Origin of the sequence: Bradyrhizobium sp. SBR1B (genome assembly GCF_014198205.1) — a bacterium.
GTDB lineage: Bacteria > Pseudomonadota > Alphaproteobacteria > Rhizobiales > Xanthobacteraceae > Bradyrhizobium.
This window is the reverse complement of the sequence record NZ_JACIHC010000014.1, coordinates 51,285-69,598: the sequence shown is the minus strand read 5'-3', so window position 1 is coordinate 69,598 and position 18,314 is coordinate 51,285. Positions and strand designations below refer to the sequence as shown.

Here is an 18,314-nt window from a genome sequence, read left to right as displayed (position 1 = left end):
AACGGAAATGGCTCTAGTGATGATGGGGCGCTTTGCTCCCATTCGACGGCTTCATGGCGGATTACGATCTCGCGATCATCGGCGGCGGGCTGAACGGTGTCAGCCTCGCGCGCGATGCGGCCGGCCGCGGCTTGCGGGTCATCCTGTTCGAGCAGGGCGATCTCGGCGGCGCGGCCTCCTCGGCAACACCGCGGCTGATCCACGGCGATCTGTCGGTGCTGGAGCGGCGCCGGTTCCGGCGGGTGCGCCGGGCCCTGGCCGAGCGCCGGACCTGGCTCCGGATCGCGCCGCATCTGGTCCGGCCGATGCGTTTCGTGATCCCCGCGCATGCCGACGAGCGTCCACCATGGCTGCTGCGGGTCGGCCTTTATGTCTATGACGGTCTAACGAACCGGGGCGGTCTGCCACCCTCGGCGACCATCGACATCACGCATCATCCGGTCGGCAACGCGCTGAAACGCCCGTTCGGTACGGCGTTCGAATATTCGGACTGCGTTGTCGACGACTCCCGCCTGGTGGCGCTGACGGCACTGGATGCCGCTGAACATGGCGCGGCGATCCGGACCGGTGCGCGTTGCGTCCGTGCCGACAGAACCGACATTTGGCGGCTCGCGGTGGTCGATCGTGGCCACCGCCGCACGGTGACGGCGCGGGCGCTGGCCAACGCCACCGGCGGCTGGACGCCAATGGTCGCTGAGACCGTGCTGCGGCAGCCGCAGCCCGCGATGGCGGCCACGCAGATGAGCCAGATTATCGTGCCCAAGCTGTTCGACTCCGAGAACGTCTACGTCTTTCAGAACAATGATGGGCGGCTGATCTTTGCCCGGCCCTTCGAGCGCGACTTCACGCTGATCGGCACGGTCACGCACGCCTTCACCGGCGATCCCGCAATTGTGGCGATGCCTGGGGCCGACGTCGGCTATCTCTGCGAAGCGGCGAGCCGCTATTTTCGTGAGCGCGTCGCCCCGACCGACGTGGTCCGGACGGTCTCCGGCGTCAACCTGACGCTGGCGTCCGTGCGCGGACGCGACGGCACGATGCTGTTCCATGCACGCCGGCGCAAGGCGCCGCTGCTCACGATGTTCGGCGGCGACGTCACCACCTCGCGCCTGCGCGCGGAGTGGGCGGTGACGAAGCTGACGCCGTTCTATCCGATGTCGCCGCCCTGGACTGCTGGAGCTGCGCTGCCCGGCGGAGATTTCGCCTGGGACCGTTTCGACATCGAAGTCGACCTCGCGCGCGACCGCTGGCGCTTTCTGTCGGAGCCAGAAGCCCAGCGTCTGGTCGGAGCCTATGGCTCGCGGTTGTCCGCGGTGCTAGGCGAGGCAAAGACCCGCGACGAACTTGGCCCGGCGTTCGGCCCCGAGCTGACCGGTGCCGAGGTGCGTTATCTGATTGCCAGCGAATGGGCGCGCTTTCCGGACGATATCCTCTGGCGCCGCTCCAAGCTCGGCTTGACCATGCCCGCGGCGGATCGTGACGCTCTGGCGGCGTTCATGGCGGGTGTGAAAGATGCACCGCTAATTGGTTGAGCAAAAGCCGATCGGCCGCTAGCGTGCGGCGGAATCGGGGTTGGCAGGGAACATGACGGACGAATTGCCCAAAACGCACGCCGCGACAGGTGCGGCCGATGGAGACGCATCCGCGGCGGGCCGGCCGCTGCTGCGCATCGAGGGCGTCGTCAAAACCTTTGGCACTTTCCGCGCGGTGGATGGCGTCTCGCTCGACATCAAGGCCGGCGAATTCTTCGCGCTGCTCGGGCCCAGCGGCTGCGGCAAGACCACGCTGCTGCGCATGCTCGCCGGCTTCGAGGCGCCGGACGAGGGGCGCATCCTGCTTGGTGATAAGGACATCGCGCAGGCGCTGCCGCATGAGCGCCCGATCAATATGATGTTCCAGAATTATGCGTTGTTTCCGCATCTGTCGGTGCGTGACAACATCGCCTTCGGCTTGAAGCGCGCCGGCCTGTCGCGCGCCGACACCGCCACCCGAGTGGCCGAGATGGTCGCCCTGGTGAAGCTCGAAGGGCTCGAGAAGCGCAAGCCGGATCAGCTCTCCGGTGGCCAGCGCCAGCGCGTGGCGCTTGCCCGCGCACTGGCGCGCCGGCCGCAACTGCTGCTGCTCGACGAGCCGCTCGCAGCGCTCGACAAGAAGCTGCGCGAGAATACGCAAGGCGAGCTGATGGAGCTGCAGCGCCGTCTCGGCATGACCTTCATCGTCGTCACGCACGACCAGGAGGAAGCCATGACGATGGCGAGCCGGATCGGCGTGATGAAATCAGGCAAGCTCGCTCAGGTCGCGAGTCCCCGCGATCTCTACGAAGCGCCGCGCTCGCGCTGGATCGCGGAGTTTGTCGGCGACGTCAACCTGTTCGACGGCGAGACGAAATTGCGCGACGGTCATCGCCTGGTCATTGGCACGCGTGATGCGGGTACGTTGGTGGTGGCGGAGCCGCGCGAACCGGTCGGTGCGGGAAGATTCTCGATCGCGATTCGTCCCGAGAAGATCAAGTTGTCGCGGCGCGCCCCGGTGAGCGAAGCCGGTCGTGAAACCATGATCAACAGCCTGGACGGCGTGGTCGCGGACATCTGCTATCTCGGCGGCACCACGACCTATAAAGTGAAGCTCGATACCGGCGGAATCGTACGGGCCTCGGTCGCCAACAGCGCCCGCCTGGATGTCGACGCCTATAGCGTGGGCCAGCAAATCGTCGCCTGGTTCACGCCGGATGATTGCGTGGTGCTGCCGTCATGAGCTCCCGCCGCATCTTTGCGCGCCCGGCGCGCTTTGCCGCGATCGCGCCCTATGTCTGGATGGTGCTGTTCTTCCTGGTGCCGTTCGCCTTCGTGCTGAAGATCAGCCTGTCGCAGACGGCGATCGCGCAGCCGCCTTACGAGCCGGTATTCGCGCTGACGGCGGGGTGGGATGCGCTCAAGGCGGCCTTTGCCGCACTGTCGATCGAGAATTTCAAGCTGCTCGTCTCCGACGACATCTATGTGTTCGCCTATGTGCGCAGCCTCACCGTCGCTCTGACCGCGACTACGCTGCTGCTGCTGATCGGCTATCCCATCGCTTATGGCATGGCGCGGCTGCCGAAGAGTTGGCAGGCTGTGGCGATGGTGCTGGTGATCGTGCCGTTCTGGACCTCGTTCCTGATCCGCATCTATGCCTGGATCAACATCCTCCAGCACGACGGCCTGCTGAACCAGATCCTGCTGGCGCTACATCTGGTCAGCCAGCCCGTGGTCTGGCTCTCAACCGACAGCGCGATGTATATCGGCATCGTCTATTCTTATTTGCCATTCATGATCCTGCCGCTCTACGCCACGCTCGCCAAGATGGAGCCGGTGCTGGAGGAGGCGGCCTCCGATCTCGGCGCGCCGCCGTGGCAGGTGTTCTGGCTCGTCACCTTCCCGCTGTCGCTGCCCGGCGTCGGTGCCGGCGTGCTGCTGTGCTTCATTCCCATCGTCGGCGAATTCGTCATCCCGGACCTTCTGGCCGGCTCCAATTCGCTGATGATCGGCCAGACCCTGTGGCTCGAATTCTTCACCAACAAGGATTGGCCGGTCGCCTCTGCAGCGGCCATCGTGCTGCTGGTGGTGCTGCTTGTGCCGCTGCTGCTGTATGAGCGGCTCCAGAAGCGGCAGCTGGAACAGGGCCGCTGACGCCATGCGCAAGGTCTCGCGCCTGTCCCGTTTCAACGTCGCCTCGCTCGCGCTGGGGCTGGCGTTCCTTTACTTGCCGATCCTCATCCTCGTCATCTATTCCTTCAATGCCTCGCGGCTGGTGACGGTGTGGGGCGGCTGGTCGCTGCGCTGGTATCACGAGTTCTTCAACGACCGCGCCATGATCGAGGCGGCCTGGATGAGTTTTCGCGTGGCGGTCTCCTCCGCGACCATCGCCACGCTGCTCGGCACGCTCGCCGCGGTCGCCTTGTCGCGCGGCGAGCGCTTCCGAGGCCGTACGCTGTTCTCTGGCATGCTCTACGCGCCGCTGGTGATGCCCGAGGTGATCACGGGGCTGTCGCTGCTATTGCTGTTCGTGGCGCTGAACGCCGAGCGCGGCTTCTGGACCGTGACGATCGCCCATACCACGCTGACGATGTGTTTCGTCGCCGTGGTCGTGCAGTCCCGCCTCGGCTCGCTCGATCGTTCGCTGGAGGAGGCGGCGATGGACCTTGGCTGCGACCCGGTGCGCGCCTTTCTTTCGGTGACGCTGCCGCTGATCGCCCCCGCGATCGTCGCAGGCTGGATGCTGGCCTTCACGCTGTCGCTGGACGATCTCGTGATCGCGAGCTTCACCACCGGCCCCGGCTCGGCGACATTGCCGATCCGGATCTATTCCGAGGTGAGGCTGGGCGTGAAACCCGAGATCAACGCGATCTGCACGCTGGTGATCGCCCTGATCGCGGTGGTGATCGTGATCGCTTCGCTCGCCTCAAAACTGTCGAGCTCGCAGGGCGAGAGCGCCGCGCCGCTGTAAGCGGGGCCCGCTTCTCAGAAAGCAGCCAACACCCACTTGGCTCCGTCCGCGCGTAAGATGTATAGCTTGCCGCGCGCCAACACGGTCTGGAAGTCGGCATTTCCCGTTCCGATGATGGCCTTGAGCTCGCTGCCGGCTGCATCGGCTTGTACGGTCAGGATCTGCCGTGGCGCCAGCTCGATCTTTTGTGAAACTCCCCCGACAACGAACTGGAAGCCGAGTGGCTGACCGGCGTCGTTGTAAAAGCCGACGCTGTTTGCTGCGACCACCGGCTCGGCGAGCGAGCGGACGGGAACGGTGAGACCTTGATTGCCATTCGGAGCCAGCCCTGTGGCTGTTGGAACGTGGCCCGGCGCAAGTCCGGGGACTTGGAGCGGCATCCGGGTCACATAGGGAGTCATCGGAGCCAGATCAGGCCTGATCGCGTTTCTCTCGATCGCCGTCTGCGGATTTGGGGCTCGCAAACCAAGATTTCCAGGCGAGGCTGATTGAGCCGATGCCAACTGGGGCGCCGAAATCAGAATAAGGCCGGCGGTCGCTGCTGCGGTGCTTAAGCAGTCCATGACGATGCCCTCTTGTCTAACGTTAACCTCTAGGTGCGGTCGCGGTGCCCGGCGGTGCCGCTTGATTGGGAGGAGCCGCGTTGGCAGCATTGAGGGCTGGCGGTTGGCCCTGAGGTTCTTCGGCCGCCCCGGCCGCCGACTTGCCAAAAATATACCCGACGATCGTGCCGAGGAGACTGAATACGGGTGCGGTCTGCGTGTCGGTGTAGCCGGCTACGATCAAGAACAACGCGGCAAAAACCACGACGAGAAGTAGGAAGGCCTTATAGAACTCCTGTGTGAGTTTGCCGATCGCCGCCATTACACACAGCAGGATTGCCATTGTGACCACCAATGCGATGGCGAGGCCGGTCAACCAGAATTCATAAGGCGTCTTGTAGGTGATGTAACCCTGTTGCTGCGCCGGCTTGCCGGTCCCCACGCTTGCGGGCGATTGTCCCGTCGGCGGCGGATTGGTAATCCGTTGATCTTGACTGACGTCTGAGGGCGTCGCGGTGGCGCTGGGGCTCGGATTGTCGGGAAGCTGTTGCGCACAAGCCAGGCCGCCGCAGAGAAGCATCAGCACGATGAGGGCAAATCTTGTCAGTCGGTGTAGCAGCATTTTGCTATCCGTCGGGCAATTGAATTGAAAAATACGCGGCACAGGCAATAAGTAGAGAATATCCTGCGCGCACACTTAGGTTGTCAATCCGATTCTTGCCTTTCTCGGCCCGGTCGGCAGGACTGGAGGTCTCATGAAGAGCTGGCTCGCTATCGCCGCCCATACCCCGCTATGGGTCTGGATCTTGTTCGCCTATCTGGTCTGGCAAGGTATCCAGTCGATGCAGCCACGCACGACGCCGATCTGGCGCGCGCTGATCCTGCCGGTCGTGTTCATCGTCTGGGGGATGTCTCGGATCGGTTTCGGGCCTCAGGGCAACGCGTGGCCGCTGATCGCGTGGATCGCGGCCGCGCTGGCACTGCTGCCGCTGGGCGTGCTGACGCCGCGTCCTTTCGAGGTCGATCACACGACAGGTGAGATCATCCGCCAGGGCAGCGCGTTTGCCCTGATCCGCAACCTTGTCGTGTTCTCACTGCAATATGCGGTCGGCGTGATCTCGGTGATCGATGCGAGCGACCGCGCACTGGCAATCATCATCGGCCGCGCCATCTCGGGCGCGACCGCCGGCTACTTCATCGGCTCGACGATCGCGCTGGTGATGGCCTATCGACGAAAACGCACCCTCGGATGATCAGCGCGACCGGGGCGGACGTTTCGAGCCTCTGGTGCCTGTGGGACGCGGCCGCGTTGCGGTGGCTGCGACGGGGGCGGCATACCGCGCGCGCAATGCGCCCTGCGCCGCCGCCCCGAGCTGCCGCAGCGCCAGGGCGTCGAGCGGAAATTCCAGCAGGATATGGATCAGGCTCAGCGCCAGCAGGAAGGTGAAACCGAACGCGTAGTCGTAGAAATAGAGCGCGGTGGAAGCTGCGCTGGCGGCGGCCATCGCCGCCAGCCGCGCCTTCGGGACCGCGGTCCAGCGGATCACGTCGGCTTTGATGAACCAGTTGAGGTAATGATAGGTATAGACGAAGGCGAGCAGGCTCGTCAGCCTGGTGTCGAGGACGAGGCCGGGCACGCCGAACAGCCGGCTGAGCGCCGGACCGACATTGCCGAAATAATCCTGTCCGACCCGGGCAAAGCTCGCGATCCGGATTTCAGCGGTTGGCGGCAGCAGCAGAATCGTAGCGATCGCGACGAGGTAGACAGCCACCAGCGCAGCCTGGACGCGGCTGCCGGATCGGTGCGCGCCGAGCACCATGAAGATCAGCGTGAACAGCGAGACGTGGATCAGGGTCGGAATCAGGATGCCGATCACGGCGAGCGAGGATCCGCTCGAATACATGAGCGCGGACAGTGCGATCGCCGTCATGAACAGCAACATGCTCTCGATCGCCGAGGTGGTGGCCGCAAGCATGGCGCAGGCGATCAGCGCGCCCCACATCGCAAAGCCGAACCAGGAGGCGTTGTCGATCAGGGCCGCGACCACGGCGATGATTGCGAGGGCTGCCGCAATCCCGCGATGTGGCAGGTAATAGCTGCGGTCGTGCAGCCATGAAATCTCGGTGAAGTAGTGCGCCGGGCCGAGCACGACATAAGCCAGCAGCAACAGCTCGAACGGCATCAGATAGGCCGCCGCGAGCGCCAGCAGCATCAGGCCGAGATGGATCGCGTCGTTGCTGCGCATGATGCCGTGCCCTGCATTGGGGCACGGAGGTTAGAGCAGGCGTGGACAACCCGCAATTGTCCACCTTGTCGCTCGAACGTCCTGCTTGCGGCGACCCGATGCGTCCTGTCGCGTCAGGACTTCACCGCACCTGCCGTGAGCCCGCCCACCATGTAGCGGCGGAAGGCATAGTAGATCGCGGCCGGCGGCAGTGCGTAGATGAAGCCGGTCGTCATCAACAGCTCCCACGGCGAGTCGTCGGCGGCGAGGAAGTTGCCGAGCGCGACGGGCAGGGTGATCTCGCGGTCGTTCGAGAGCAGCAGGAACGCGTAGAGATATTCGTTCCAGGCCAGCAGCACCGCATAGGTGCCGATCGCGACCAGCGAGGGCATCATCAGCGGCAGGTAGACCAGGCGGAAGATCTGAAGCGTCGTCGCACCGTCCATCACGGCGGCTTCGTCCAATTCGACCGGCAGCTTGTCGGAGGCCTGCTTGAGCACCCAGATCGCGTAGGGGCTGGCGATGGTCACCATCGCCAGGATCAGCGACCAGTGATTGTTGAGCAGGCCGTAATTACCCATGGTGCGGTACATTGGCACGGCAAGGAATGCCGCCGGGATGAAATAGGTGAACAGCGCGAGATTCATCACGACCCGCCCGCCGGGCACCTTCAGCCGCGAGATCGAGAACGCCGCGGCGGTGGCGATGAACAGCGTCAGCACGCCGACGGATGCCGCGATCACCAGCGAGTTCCAGAACTGTATGTAGAAGTCGCGCAGGAAGTAGTGCTGCTGCTTGAACACGATTTCGAAGTTGTGCAGCGTGGGATGGTCCGGCCACAGCTTGCCGGAGAATGCGTCCTCCTTCGGCGAGATCGCGAACAGGAACATGTGGTAGATCGGAATCATCGTCCAGAGGAAGACGGGAATGCCGATCAGCAGCAACCGCGCTTCGGTTGCGACTTCGCGCAGGGTAGGGAGCTTCATCGCGACAACCGTTTCATCATGAAGTACACGAGCGGCAGGACGAACGGCATTGCGCAGACGATCGATGCCATGGCCAGCGAGAGCTGGTCGAGCCGGAGATAGCGGATGCCGAGGGTCGACAGCACATGCGTGAGGTCGGCCGGGCCACCGCCGGTGAGCAGATAGACGCTGTTGAAGTCGCCGAGCGTCCAGATCATCGAGAGCAGCGTGCAGGTGACGTAGAGCGTCTGCATCGACGGCCAGGTGATGTAGCGGAATTTCTGCCACCAACTCGCACCGTCGACCTCGGCGGCCTCGAACAGATCGTGCGATATCGCAAGGCGGCCGGTGATCAGGATCAGCGTCCAGAACGGCAGCGACTTCCAGATATGCACCGCGATCGCCATGGTCAGTGCCACGGTCGGATCGTTCAGCCAGTTCGGGCCGTCATCGCCGGTCAGGGAGAAGATGAAATGGTTGACCATGCCCCATTCGGGATTGAGCATGAACCGGACCGACAGGATGGTCGGGATCGACGGCACCGCCCAGGGCAGGATGAAGATCACCGAGAGCCATTTGATCCAGGGGCGCTGCACGGCGAAGAAGCCGGAGAGGAATAGCGCGATCAGCATCTTGATGTTGATGCCGATGACCAGGAAGATCAGCGTATTGACCGCGGCACGCGCGAAGATCGGATCGTTGTAAAGCGCGACATAATTCGACGGGGCTCGCGCCAGCCACAGCCCGTAGCCGACGGGATAGACGACGAAGGCAAGGAAAACGAGCAGATAGGGCGCAAGCAGCACGATGCCCCAGACCTGCGCCGGGGTCAGCCGCGACGACAGGGGCGGGGCGGGGATTGCCTGGTCGCCAGAGAGCGTGATCGCCATTCTTTTCGGACTCTTCAAAGAGATGCCGGCCGCGAAACGCGGCCGGTGTTGTTCTTATACCTCTCCCCGCACAGCGGGGAGAGGGAAAGGATGATTCAGCCCGCGACCTGCTTGATGCGGGCGATCAGTTCGTCGACGGCCTTGTCGACCGGAACCTTCTCACTGACGACGCGATTCATCGCCTTCGCCCACACGTTCTCGTTGTTGAGGATCGTGAACTTCCAGTTCTTGGTGAAGTCGAACGCCGCGGTGCCGCCCTTGAACTGGGTGTAGACGGCCTTGCGGTGCTTGTCAGCCTGCCAGAACGGGCTTTCCTGGCTTTCCTTGGTCACCGGGAACCAGCGGCCGAGGGCACCCTCGATGTAGGGACGGACGTTCTCTTCCTGGAGCAGGAAGCTGATGAACTGCTTGGCCTCGGCCTTGTTCTTGGCCGCGGTGAAGATCAGTCCGGTCTTGACGTCGGAGCGGTAGCGGATGGTCGAACCATCCGGCGCCTTCGGGAAGGACGCCGTCACGATGTCCTGCTCATAGGCCTTCTTGCCGGCTTCGCGCTGTTCCGGCGTGAGCGCCTGGTTCTGGGAATCCTCGAACCACTTCGCGGCGATCGAGATCGTGAAATTGTGGGTCATCACGATGGTTTTGTTGTGGAAGGCGACGTTGTTGTCGGGATCCTTCCAGGTCGTGGAGGACGGCGGTGTGCAACCCTTGATGTAGGTGTCGGTGTAATCCTTCATCGCCTTGATCAGGTTCTCGCGAACCTTGGGATCGTCGACCGTGAGCTTGCCGTCGTCGTCGACCAGCTTGACGTGGTAGGCGTCCATGAAGGTGTAGAACGACTGGAAGGCGTCGGTGGATTCCACGCCCATCGGCTGGCCGACGGCATAGATGCGCTGGCCGGTGGCCTTGCGGATCGCCGGCTGCACCTTGTCGCACCAGAACGTCCAGTAGCCGGTCCAGTCGTTCGGGATATCGGTGAGCTTGAAACCGGACTTCTCCAGCATGTCGTTCCAGATCTGGACGTGCATGCTCTGCTGCTTCAGCGGGAAGCCGTAATAGGCCTTCTTCTTGGTGACGTCGTTATAGAGGATCGACGCATCCAGCGTGTTCTGCACGAACCGGCCCTTGATCGGCTCCATCACGTCGGAGAGATCCTCGAGCTTGCCTTCATAGGCCCACTTGCCCTGCGCCTGCACGTCATAAGAGTCGGAATAGGCGACATCGGGCACGGTGCCGGCATCGAGCGCGGCGACCGTCTTCGGAATCATGTCCTGGATCGCGTATTGCGACAATTCGACCTTGATGCCGGTCTTGGCTTCGAACTTCTTGATCGTCTCGATCAGCGCGTCGTCTTCGGAGCGATAGAAGCCCTTGCCCCACCACACCGTGATCGTCTTCTGCTGCGCAAATGCGGGTGCAGCGGCTGCAAACAGCCCGGCCGCAGCGACCGCCAGTGATACTGCGCCAATAACCTTGGATTTCACGTTTTTCTCCCTCAAACGGCCGGTGTTTTTAACCGGTCGTATAAAACACTAGCGCATGGCGTTAACCCGATCTAGCGGCATGTTGTCAGACATAGGTCGTGGGGATGGGCCTTGCGGAGATGCTTAACGCGTGCATCGATCCAATCGCCGCATCAATTCGCGGCCATCAATTCGCCTTGTGCGTTCTGGCTTCGCCGGGCCATCCGCGACGTCAAACGCCGGATTGCCGAAAGACCGGCTGTTGTAAGCGGTGCGAGCACCGGGTGCAACGTGGCAGGCACCCGCGCCACCGCCGCGGCGGTGGATCCAACATGTGTCTTTGAAGACATTACAGGGGCGATCCGAGGGGTTCCGGTTTGGCTCGGGAACAGTCTGGCGCCGTTCTGCGGGTGAATTGTCAGCGTCTGCGCTTTGGCCCCGTCGAAGTGGCATTCGAACTTGCCTCGGTTGATCGGGGCCGCGACCTGCCTTGCCCACTCGTCCGCGATGGAGAGCGCCATGCTTCGAGCAGCATCTTGAGAAACTGGCTGGCATGCGGCGATAGCGTCGCCCCGCGCCTGCGCACAATTCCGATCGTCCGCGACACTTCCGGCTCGACCAGCCGAACGGTGTGAATGATCGGATGACCGGCGGCGGGCGTCGCGAGCCTCGGCAGCACGGCGATGCCCAATCCCTCCTCGACCAGACCAAGCGAGCCGGAGAGGTGGGCGACTTCATAGGACCAGTTCAGCTGCAGGCCCTGCCGCGCCAGCGCATTGTCGATCAGCGCGCGGTTGCCGCTGTTGCGACCGACAGTGATGACCCGGTGCGACACGATCTCCGACCAGCTCACCTGCTTGCGCGATGCTAGCGGATGGTCATGGCGGCAGGCCAGCACGAACGGGTCCTCAACCAATTTCTCGAATTCGATTTCGGCATGCGAAGCGCCGATGAAATTGATGCCGAAGTCGACTTCTCCGCGCGCCACCGCTTCCAACCCCTCATTGGCGCCGATGTCCAGAATGCGGATGCGAATTCGCGGATAGGCTTCGGCGAACCGACCGATCGCTCGCGGAAGAAAATAGAACACCGCCGTCGGCACCGCAGCCACGGAGACCAAACCCGAACTTCGCGCGCCGATATCATGGATGGCGAGCACCGAGGTCTCGAACTCGTCGATGAGGCGGCGGACCTTCGGCAGGAAGTCGCGTCCCGTCATGGTGAGATTGACGTGACGCGTGGACCGTTCGAGCAACGGCGCACCAAGGCTTTCCTCCAGCTTCTGAATGCGTCGGCTGAGCGCCGGCTGGGACAAGTTCAGCGCCTTCGCGGTCCGGACGAAGCTGCCCATCTCCGCGACGGTGATGAACGCCTTGAGGTCGAGCAGTTCTGCGTTCATGCCAGGGCTCCATTATGTCGAACAACGAAATAATACCTCAGATATTTGCATTTCACAAAATAGTTCGGACGGAGGATGCTCTGGCTCAGACGAGCACGTCGCCGAACGGAAGAACATCATGAACGATCAGATTGCCATTCCCTGTGTGGTCATGCGCGGTGGGACCTCGCGCGGACCGTTTTTCCTGGCCCGCGACCTTCCGGCCGACCCCAGCTCGCGCGACGCGGTGCTGTTGTCGGTAATGGGAGCTGGGCACGATCTCGGAATCGATGGAATCGGCGGCGACAATGCCGTGATCAACAAGGTCGCGATCATCGGATCGGCAACGGTGCCCGGTGCCGATGTCGACTACCTGTTTGCCCAGGTGAGGGTCCGTGAAGGGATCGTCGATACCTCGCCGAACTGCGGAAACATGCTTGCGGCGGTCGGGCCATTCGCAATCGAAGCCGGCCTGGTCGCCGCTACTGCGGATCGCACCCATGTACGCATTCACAATGTCAACACCGGCAAGCTGATCGACGCGACGGTCGCCACTCCGGGAGGACGGGTGACCTATGAGGGAGAAGCGCGGATCGACGGCGTGCCGGGAACGGCCGCGCCCATCGAACTGTCGTTCCCCAACGCCGCCGGCGCACGCACCGGCCGTCTGTTGCCGACAGGACGTCCGGTCGATCGCATCGGAGGGGTCGACGTGACCTGCATCGACGCAGCCATGCCCGTCATGCTGGTCCGCGCGGCAGATCTCGGATGGACCGGCCGCGAGGCCCCTCCGGCCTTCGCCGACGGCGCCTTCCGCGGGCGGCTCGAACATTTGCGCATCGAGGCTGGACGCCGGATGGGTTTTCCGGATTCCGCGTCAATGGTGATTCCGAAGCCGGTTCTGATCGCGCCCGCAAGCGGGGCGACGTTGAACGTCAGGTACTTCATGCCGCACGACTGCCATAGCGCGCTGGCGGTGACCGGTGCCGTCGCGATCGCGACCGCCTGTGTGACGCCCGGGACGATCGCCGCAGAGATGGTTGGATCGCTGGCACCGCCGGTGCCGATCACGCTCGCCCATCCCTCCGGCCGGCTCGTGGTTCGGCTCGAGCCCGGCCCGGTTGCCCGGGTGCAGCGGACAGCCCGGCGAATTCTCGAGGGCCATGTCTTCGCCCGTCGATCGCACGTCCCTCATTCGGTCCTGGCGGCCTGAAGCCGGACCGCTTTCAAAGCCTTCAAAAATCAGAGCCATGAAAAATCAGAGCCATGGGAGAAACGAGAATGCAGAAGCAAGCGCTGGTCGGGCCCGCGAACGGTGAGACGCGAAAACCATTCTACCGGATCCTCTACGTCCAGGTGCTGATCGGTCTCATGTTGGGCGTCCTCACCGGCCATCTCTGGCCTGACTTCGGTGCCGCGCTGAAGCCCTTCGGCGACGGCTTCGTCAAGCTGGTCAAGATGATGATCGCGCCGATCGTGTTCTGCACCATCGTCAGCGGTATCAACAGCATCAGCGATTCGCGCGAGGTCGGCCGCACGCTGGTGAAATCCATGGCGCTGTTCTACCTGCTGACCGTGCTCGCATTGCTGGCCGGACTGGTCGCCGTGTCGCTGATCCAGCCGGGCGTCGGCATGCATGTGTCCGTCAGCACGCTGGATCCGTCGGTGGCCGCGAAGTTCACCAAGCAGGCGAGTGCGACCGGATTTGCGGACTTCATGCTGCACATCATCCCGCATTCCTTCTTTGGCGCGTTTGCCGACGGCGAAGTGCTGCCGGTCCTGCTGGTCTCCATCCTGGTCGCCTTTGGCCTGAGCCGTGCCGGCGATGGGGGTGCGGTGGTGACGAAGGCCGTCGATTCCTTCTCTCAGGTCCTGTTTGTGTCCTTTGGCTTCGTCATGAAGCTCGCGCCGCTCGGCGCCTTTGGCGCCATGGCGTTCACGGTGGGCCGCTACGGCATTCGATCGATTGGCTCGCTCGGACTGCTGATCCTAACATTCTATATCGCCTGCTCATTCTTCGTGGTCGTCGTGCTCGGCACGCTGGCGCGGCTGAATGGCTTCAGCCTGTGGAGGACCATCCGCTACTTCAAGGAAGAGCTGCTGATCGTGCTCGGCACGTCATCGTCGGAACCGGCGCTGCCTGGGGCGCTGCGCAAGCTGGAGCAGCTCGGATGCCGGAAAGGCGTGTCCGGCCTCGTGTTGCCGATGGGCTATTCCTTCAATCTGGACGGCAGCGCCATCTATCTCACCCTGGCCTCCATCTTCATCGCGCAGGCCTGCGACATCCACCTGTCGTGGGGGCAGATCGCGGCGATGCTCGGACTGATGCTGCTGACGTCCAAAGGCGCGGCCGGCGTCACCGGCAGCGGCTTCGTCGCGCTTGTCGCGACCCTCTCCGTCATGCCGGATCTGCCCGTGACGGGCGTTGCGCTGCTCGTCGGCATCGACCGTTTCATGTCGGAAGCGCGGGCGCTGACCAGTATGATCAGCAACTGCGTCGCAGCCATCACCGTTTCGCTGTGGGAGGACGCTTGTGACCGAGAGGTGTTGGCTCGCGAGCTGGGAGGGAGTGGCTCTCTCAAGGTCGCGGCCGGATCGAAGATCGGCGGAGGAGCAGTGCTGCAGGGGGACAAGGCCTGGATTTCGACGACGCAATCGGCCGCTTGACGCCACCTCCGGGATGAAATCGGCCGCACTGCTCGATTCGGGTTTGCCAAGTCGCCGGCATGTCGAGCTTGTTGAGCTCGGGCTACCGAAATCCGCGAAGGCTGCGTTGATCAGCCTAGTTGGATTTGGCGTTCTCCTTCACGTTCTCTTTGGCGTTCTCCGCCGTCGGCGCTTCCGCCGGTGGAGGACGCTTTCCGCTGCCGGTGATGCGCTCGATCGCGGAGCGCACGGCGTCGCCCCCCTTGCGATCCTTCAGCATGTCGAGCAGCGGCGCGGAGGCCGGCGAGCGGCGGATCAGGCTTTCCGGATCGGGGAAGATCAGGGGATCGTCCCAGGGACCCTGCACCACGAACGGCAACTCGAATCCCGACGTGCTGTTGAGGCTCGCCACGCCCTTCATGTCGTATTCGCGCGTCGGCACCGAGGCGGTGCCGGTGAGCGTAATCTTGGCCGCCGGCCCTTCGACACGGATGTCCTCGGCGGTGGCGACCCCATCGGAGAATTTCACGGCGATGGTGAGATTGTTGTACGGCGTCGAACCGTTGCGGAAATTGCCGCCGCCCGACAGCGGACGCCGCTCCAGGCGTTTCAGCAGCTGCTCGGCATTGAAGCCCGAGATCGCGCCGTCATGACCGGTGACGGTGGCGCTGCCGTCGAGCGACTGCACGAGGCCGAACGGGCTCGAGCCCGAGGCGAAGAGCGACACGTTGATGTTGCCGCGACCGGATAGCTTGCTGAGGCCGAACAGTTCGGTGGCGCAGGCCTGGAGGTCGACGTCGGTGAACTGGAATTGCGCCTTGATGTCGGCGACGGTGTCGGAGCGCGCGATGCCGAACGAGCCCTTGGCGATGCCGCCATAGACCTGGGCTTCGCCGACCGAGAGTGCGAGCGTGCCGTTGCGCAGATTGGCGCCGATGGCGGTGCGGCCGAGCCTGGTCGGCCCGACCGTCAGCTTTGCTGCCGATAGGCGCATGTCGAGATCGGTCGTCGACAATCCGTTGAGATCGAACAGCTGCCTGTTCCAGTCCCGCGCGCCGCTCGCGAGCAGTCGGAAGGTGGAGATATAAGGCGTGAAGTCGAGCGCGTCGGCGGCGAGCGTCGCCTGCAGCGTCTGCCGGCCGTTATTGGCGTAGGTCATGACGCCCTCGGCGGCATTGCCGTCGAGCTCGACATTGACGTTGGTGAGCGCGATCGAGGCGCCGACGACGTTGGCGCGCGCCTTCAGCACGAAGCGGCCGAAGCCGCCGCTGGCGGGTTGCGGCTGCCCGGTCCAGCGCAGCGCGTTGCGCAAGGAGGGGCTGTCGATCGTCAGCGTGCCTTCCATCATCGGGCTGGTGCGGTTGGCGACGCTGCCGTCGAAAGCGAGCTTGAGCGGTGCGCTGGCGATCCGCGCCTTCAAGCCCGAGCGCTCGCCGGAGAGGGCGGCGACGAAGTCGGAAAAGCTGATCGAGCCGTCAACACGCTCGCCGCGCCAGTCGAACTGTCCGGTCGCGGCGAAGGAGCGCGAGATCGAAGGCCAGGCCAGCGACAGGTCGATGTCCTCGAACTTCTCGGTGCCGTGCGTGGCGGCGTCCTGGTAGTCGAGCACGCCGTCCTGGATCCGGATTTCGGAGAACGAGAGCTGGTTTTCAGCCCCCGGCTTCATGGTGCGCGCGATGGTCTGGATGAAGGGCGTCCAGTTACTCTGGCCGTCCGGCTTCAGGCTGACATGGATGCGCGGCCGCAGCAGCGTCAGGTCGGCGATCTCGAACCGTTGCAGCAATAGCGGCAGCAGCCGCAGATTGGCGGTGAGCACGTCGACCTGGAGCGCGGGATCGCTGGTGCCGCCGCCCTTGAGGCCGACGTCACGGAAGGAGATGTAGCTCGCCGGCAGCACCGAGATGTCGATTGCGCCCGCGACACTGAGTTCGAGCCCGGTGACGTCGCGGATCTGCGCTTCGACCGCCTTGCGCAGCGCGTCGCGGTTGATGAGCCATGAGGTCGCGATCAGGGCGATCAGCGCGACGCCGAGCAGCGCCGCGATCGGCGTCCCGAGGCGCTTCATTCCTTGGGCCATGGTCAATGGCATGTCCTGATCGGGTTGGTCGTTGGAGCCAGGAGGGCGGGTCGGGAAACCTGCGTGCCCACGCCCAACCCCCGCAACTTGATGGGTTTTCTTGTCGCTTTCAAGGCCGCGGACGGTTCTGCCCACGGTGTGGGCAGCTTCTATCACCCGGCCGCCGTGCGGAGAACCCCGTATCATTGACGGCTTTGGAGGATTTCGCCTAATAATCGCCGCCAATAGGGCGCGCCGCCTCCAAGCCGAAGGTTCAGTCGAAGGTTATTTGCATGAACAAGGTCTATCCCGACGCCAAGTCGGCTCTGTCAGGCATTTTGAAAGACAACATGATGATCATGTCGGGAGGCTTCGGCCTCTGCGGCATCGCCGAGGAGCTCTCGGACGCGATCCGCGAGTCCGGCGTCAAGGGCCTGACGGTGGTCTCCAACAATGCCGGCGTCGACGGCATCGGGCTCAGCCGCCTTTTGGAAACCCGGCAGATCAAGAAGATGATCTCGTCCTATGTCGGCGAGAACAAGCTGTTCGCCCAGCAATTCCTCGCCGGCGAGCTGGAACTCGAATTCAATCCGCAGGGCACGCTTGCCGAGCGCATCCGCGCCGGCGGCGCCGGCATTCCGGCCTTCTACACCAAGACCGGCGTCGGCACGCTGATCGCCGAAGGCAAGGAAGTGAAGGAGTTCGACGGCGAGAAGTACCTGATGGAACGTGGCCTGTTCGCCGACCTCGCCATTGTCCACGCCTGGAAGGGCGACACCGCCGGCAACCTCATCTACCGCAAGACCGCGCGCAATTTTAACCCGATGATGGCGACCGCCGCCAAGATCACCGTCGCCGAGGTCGAGCATCTGGTTCCGGCGGGTGAACTCAATCCCGACCACATCCACACGCCCGGCATTTTCGTGAAGCGCATCGTCGAGGTCGGCACGGCCAAGAAGCGCATCGAATTCCGCAACACCCGCCCGCGTACCGCCGCTTAAGCGTATCAGGAGACACACATGGCCTGGACCCGTGAACAGATGGCCGCGCGCGCCGCGAAGGAACTGCGTGACGGCTACTACGTCAATCTCGGCATCGGCATCCCGACGCTGGTTTCGAACTTCATCCCCGACGGGGTCGATGTCAGCCTGCAGAGCGAGAACGGCATGCTCGGCATGGGCCCGTTCCCCTATGAAGACGAGGTGGACGCGGACCTGATCAACGCCGGCAAGCAGACGGTGAGCGAGCTGCCCTCGACCTCGTATTTCTCGAGCGCGGATTCCTTCGGGATGATCCGCGGCGGCCATATGGACCTGTCGATCCTCGGCGCCATGCAGGTGGCCCAGAACGGCGATCTCGCCAATTGGATGATCCCCGGCAAGATGGTCAAGGGCATGGGCGGCGCGATGGACCTCGTCGCCGGCGTCAAGCGCGTCGTCGTGGTGATGGAGCATTCGGCCAAGGACGGCTCCAAGCTCCTGAAGAAGTGCAATCTGCCGCTGACCGGCGAGCGCGTGGTCGACATGGTCGTCACGGATCTGGCGGTCTTCACCATCGACAAGCACGGTGATGGCGGCATGGCCCTGATCGAGCTCGCCGACGGCGTCTCGCTCGACGAGGTCAAGGCCAAGACCGAAGCCGAGTTTCGCGTGGCGCTGAAGAACACGTAA

Annotated in this window: 17 protein-coding genes; 9 read left to right on the top strand and 8 right to left on the bottom strand. The window is 63.6% G+C overall.

The features are described 5' to 3' along the window. Nucleotides 1-53: 53 nt before the first annotated feature. Genes GGD61_RS28505 through GGD61_RS28490 form a run of 4 tightly spaced genes read left to right on the top strand, consistent with a single transcriptional unit; the run spans nucleotide 54 to nucleotide 4,482 of the window. Nucleotides 54-1,532: a glycerol-3-phosphate dehydrogenase gene (locus tag GGD61_RS28505; protein WP_092254924.1), complete on the top strand. Its 1,479-nt coding sequence runs from the start codon at nucleotides 54-56 to the stop codon at nucleotides 1,530-1,532. 52 nt (nucleotides 1,533-1,584) lie between these two features. Continuing rightward, nucleotides 1,585-2,754: an ABC transporter ATP-binding protein gene (locus GGD61_RS28500; RefSeq protein ID WP_092254765.1), complete on the top strand. Its 1,170-nt coding sequence runs from the start codon at nucleotides 1,585-1,587 to the stop codon at nucleotides 2,752-2,754. Then, nucleotides 2,751-3,665, top strand: coding sequence for an ABC transporter permease (locus GGD61_RS28495; protein ID WP_092254768.1), 915 nt, complete (start codon nucleotides 2,751-2,753; stop codon nucleotides 3,663-3,665). The genes GGD61_RS28500 and GGD61_RS28495 overlap by 4 nt, the downstream gene beginning before the upstream one ends. Nucleotides 3,666-3,669: 4 nt before the next feature. Continuing rightward, nucleotides 3,670-4,482: an ABC transporter permease gene (locus GGD61_RS28490; protein ID WP_091956459.1), complete on the top strand. Its 813-nt coding sequence runs from the start codon at nucleotides 3,670-3,672 to the stop codon at nucleotides 4,480-4,482. Between the two features lie 14 nt (nucleotides 4,483-4,496). On the opposite strand, the gene GGD61_RS28485 is transcribed toward GGD61_RS28490, so the two are convergent. Next, nucleotides 4,497-5,045 carry a hypothetical protein gene (locus tag GGD61_RS28485; protein WP_143109037.1) on the bottom strand — a complete coding sequence of 183 codons (549 nt, stop codon included), beginning with the start codon at nucleotides 5,043-5,045 and terminating at the stop codon, nucleotides 4,497-4,499. A 22-nt stretch (nucleotides 5,046-5,067) separates the two neighbouring features. Further along, nucleotides 5,068-5,646: a hypothetical protein gene (locus tag GGD61_RS28480; protein WP_018317824.1), complete on the bottom strand. Its 579-nt coding sequence runs from the start codon at nucleotides 5,644-5,646 to the stop codon at nucleotides 5,068-5,070. A 133-nt stretch (nucleotides 5,647-5,779) separates the two neighbouring features. Here GGD61_RS28480 and GGD61_RS28475 point away from each other — a divergent pair, with 133 nt between their 5' ends. After that, nucleotides 5,780-6,277 (top strand): DUF6622 family protein, encoded by a 498-nt coding sequence (locus tag GGD61_RS28475; RefSeq protein ID WP_092254773.1) that lies wholly within the window; start codon nucleotides 5,780-5,782, stop codon nucleotides 6,275-6,277. Here GGD61_RS28475 and GGD61_RS28470 read toward each other — a convergent pair whose 3' ends face one another. From GGD61_RS28470 to GGD61_RS28450, 5 genes are all read right to left on the bottom strand, one after another. Further along, nucleotides 6,278-7,270 (bottom strand): hypothetical protein, encoded by a 993-nt coding sequence (locus GGD61_RS28470; protein ID WP_092254776.1) that lies wholly within the window; start codon nucleotides 7,268-7,270, stop codon nucleotides 6,278-6,280. A gap of 113 nt (nucleotides 7,271-7,383) precedes the next feature. Continuing rightward, nucleotides 7,384-8,235, bottom strand: coding sequence for a carbohydrate ABC transporter permease (locus tag GGD61_RS28465; RefSeq protein WP_018317827.1), 852 nt, complete (start codon nucleotides 8,233-8,235; stop codon nucleotides 7,384-7,386). Next, nucleotides 8,232-9,104: a carbohydrate ABC transporter permease gene (locus GGD61_RS28460; protein ID WP_018317828.1), complete on the bottom strand. Its 873-nt coding sequence runs from the start codon at nucleotides 9,102-9,104 to the stop codon at nucleotides 8,232-8,234. Before GGD61_RS28460 ends, GGD61_RS28465 begins: the two co-directional genes overlap by 4 nt. A gap of 95 nt (nucleotides 9,105-9,199) precedes the next feature. Then, nucleotides 9,200-10,585 (bottom strand): ABC transporter substrate-binding protein, encoded by a 1,386-nt coding sequence (locus GGD61_RS28455; protein WP_092254779.1) that lies wholly within the window; start codon nucleotides 10,583-10,585, stop codon nucleotides 9,200-9,202. 397 nt (nucleotides 10,586-10,982) lie between these two features. Continuing rightward, the gene (locus tag GGD61_RS28450) at nucleotides 10,983-11,963 is read right to left on the bottom strand and encodes a LysR family transcriptional regulator (RefSeq protein WP_092254782.1); all 981 of its coding nucleotides are present in this window, start codon (nucleotides 11,961-11,963) and stop codon (nucleotides 10,983-10,985) included. Between the two features lie 118 nt (nucleotides 11,964-12,081). Here GGD61_RS28450 and GGD61_RS28445 point away from each other — a divergent pair, with 118 nt between their 5' ends. Together GGD61_RS28445 and dctA are read left to right on the top strand one after the other, a co-directional pair. Further along, entirely contained in the window at nucleotides 12,082-13,155 is a 1,074-nt protein-coding gene (locus tag GGD61_RS28445; RefSeq protein ID WP_092254785.1) for a 4-oxalomesaconate tautomerase, read from the top strand. Nucleotides 13,156-13,223: 68 nt separating this feature from the next. After that, nucleotides 13,224-14,609 carry a C4-dicarboxylate transporter DctA gene (gene dctA / locus GGD61_RS28440; RefSeq protein WP_092254789.1) on the top strand — a complete coding sequence of 462 codons (1,386 nt, stop codon included), beginning with the start codon at nucleotides 13,224-13,226 and terminating at the stop codon, nucleotides 14,607-14,609. A gap of 115 nt (nucleotides 14,610-14,724) precedes the next feature. Here the strand turns inward: dctA and GGD61_RS28435 are convergent, their stop codons facing one another. Continuing rightward, entirely contained in the window at nucleotides 14,725-16,665 is a 1,941-nt protein-coding gene (locus GGD61_RS28435) for an AsmA family protein (protein ID WP_177237052.1), read from the bottom strand. A gap of 272 nt (nucleotides 16,666-16,937) precedes the next feature. Between GGD61_RS28435 and GGD61_RS28430 the strand changes: the two genes are divergently transcribed. After that, nucleotides 16,938-17,645, top strand: a complete 708-nt coding sequence (locus tag GGD61_RS28430; protein ID WP_018317833.1) for a CoA transferase subunit A — start codon at nucleotides 16,938-16,940, stop codon at nucleotides 17,643-17,645. An 18-nt stretch (nucleotides 17,646-17,663) separates the two neighbouring features. Continuing rightward, the gene (locus tag GGD61_RS28425) at nucleotides 17,664-18,314 is read left to right on the top strand and encodes a 3-oxoacid CoA-transferase subunit B (protein ID WP_011089829.1); all 651 of its coding nucleotides are present in this window, start codon (nucleotides 17,664-17,666) and stop codon (nucleotides 18,312-18,314) included.

Bases quoted from the DNA above. Each gene is read 5' to 3' on its own strand.
- GGD61_RS28500 (WP_092254765.1), top strand. From the start codon at position 1,585: ATGACGGACGAATTGCCCAAAACGCACGCCGCGACAGGTGCGGCCGAT.
- GGD61_RS28425 (WP_011089829.1), top strand. From the start codon at position 17,664: ATGGCCTGGACCCGTGAACAGATGGCCGCGCGCGCCGCGAAGGAACTG.
- GGD61_RS28470 (WP_092254776.1), bottom strand. From the start codon at position 7,270: ATGCGCAGCAACGACGCGATCCATCTCGGCCTGATGCTGCTGGCGCTC.
- GGD61_RS28490 (WP_091956459.1), top strand. From the start codon at position 3,670: ATGCGCAAGGTCTCGCGCCTGTCCCGTTTCAACGTCGCCTCGCTCGCG.
- GGD61_RS28460 (WP_018317828.1), bottom strand. From the start codon at position 9,104: ATGGCGATCACGCTCTCTGGCGACCAGGCAATCCCCGCCCCGCCCCTG.
- dctA (WP_092254789.1), top strand. From the start codon at position 13,224: ATGCAGAAGCAAGCGCTGGTCGGGCCCGCGAACGGTGAGACGCGAAAA.
- GGD61_RS28430 (WP_018317833.1), top strand. From the start codon at position 16,938: ATGAACAAGGTCTATCCCGACGCCAAGTCGGCTCTGTCAGGCATTTTG.
- GGD61_RS28485 (WP_143109037.1), bottom strand. From the start codon at position 5,045: ATGGACTGCTTAAGCACCGCAGCAGCGACCGCCGGCCTTATTCTGATT.
- GGD61_RS28435 (WP_177237052.1), bottom strand. From the start codon at position 16,665: ATGGCCCAAGGAATGAAGCGCCTCGGGACGCCGATCGCGGCGCTGCTC.
- GGD61_RS28445 (WP_092254785.1), top strand. From the start codon at position 12,082: ATGAACGATCAGATTGCCATTCCCTGTGTGGTCATGCGCGGTGGGACC.
- GGD61_RS28495 (WP_092254768.1), top strand. From the start codon at position 2,751: ATGAGCTCCCGCCGCATCTTTGCGCGCCCGGCGCGCTTTGCCGCGATC.
- GGD61_RS28450 (WP_092254782.1), bottom strand. From the start codon at position 11,963: ATGAACGCAGAACTGCTCGACCTCAAGGCGTTCATCACCGTCGCGGAG.
- GGD61_RS28475 (WP_092254773.1), top strand. From the start codon at position 5,780: ATGAAGAGCTGGCTCGCTATCGCCGCCCATACCCCGCTATGGGTCTGG.
- GGD61_RS28480 (WP_018317824.1), bottom strand. From the start codon at position 5,646: ATGCTGCTACACCGACTGACAAGATTTGCCCTCATCGTGCTGATGCTT.
- GGD61_RS28465 (WP_018317827.1), bottom strand. From the start codon at position 8,235: ATGAAGCTCCCTACCCTGCGCGAAGTCGCAACCGAAGCGCGGTTGCTG.
- GGD61_RS28505 (WP_092254924.1), top strand. From the start codon at position 54: ATGGCGGATTACGATCTCGCGATCATCGGCGGCGGGCTGAACGGTGTC.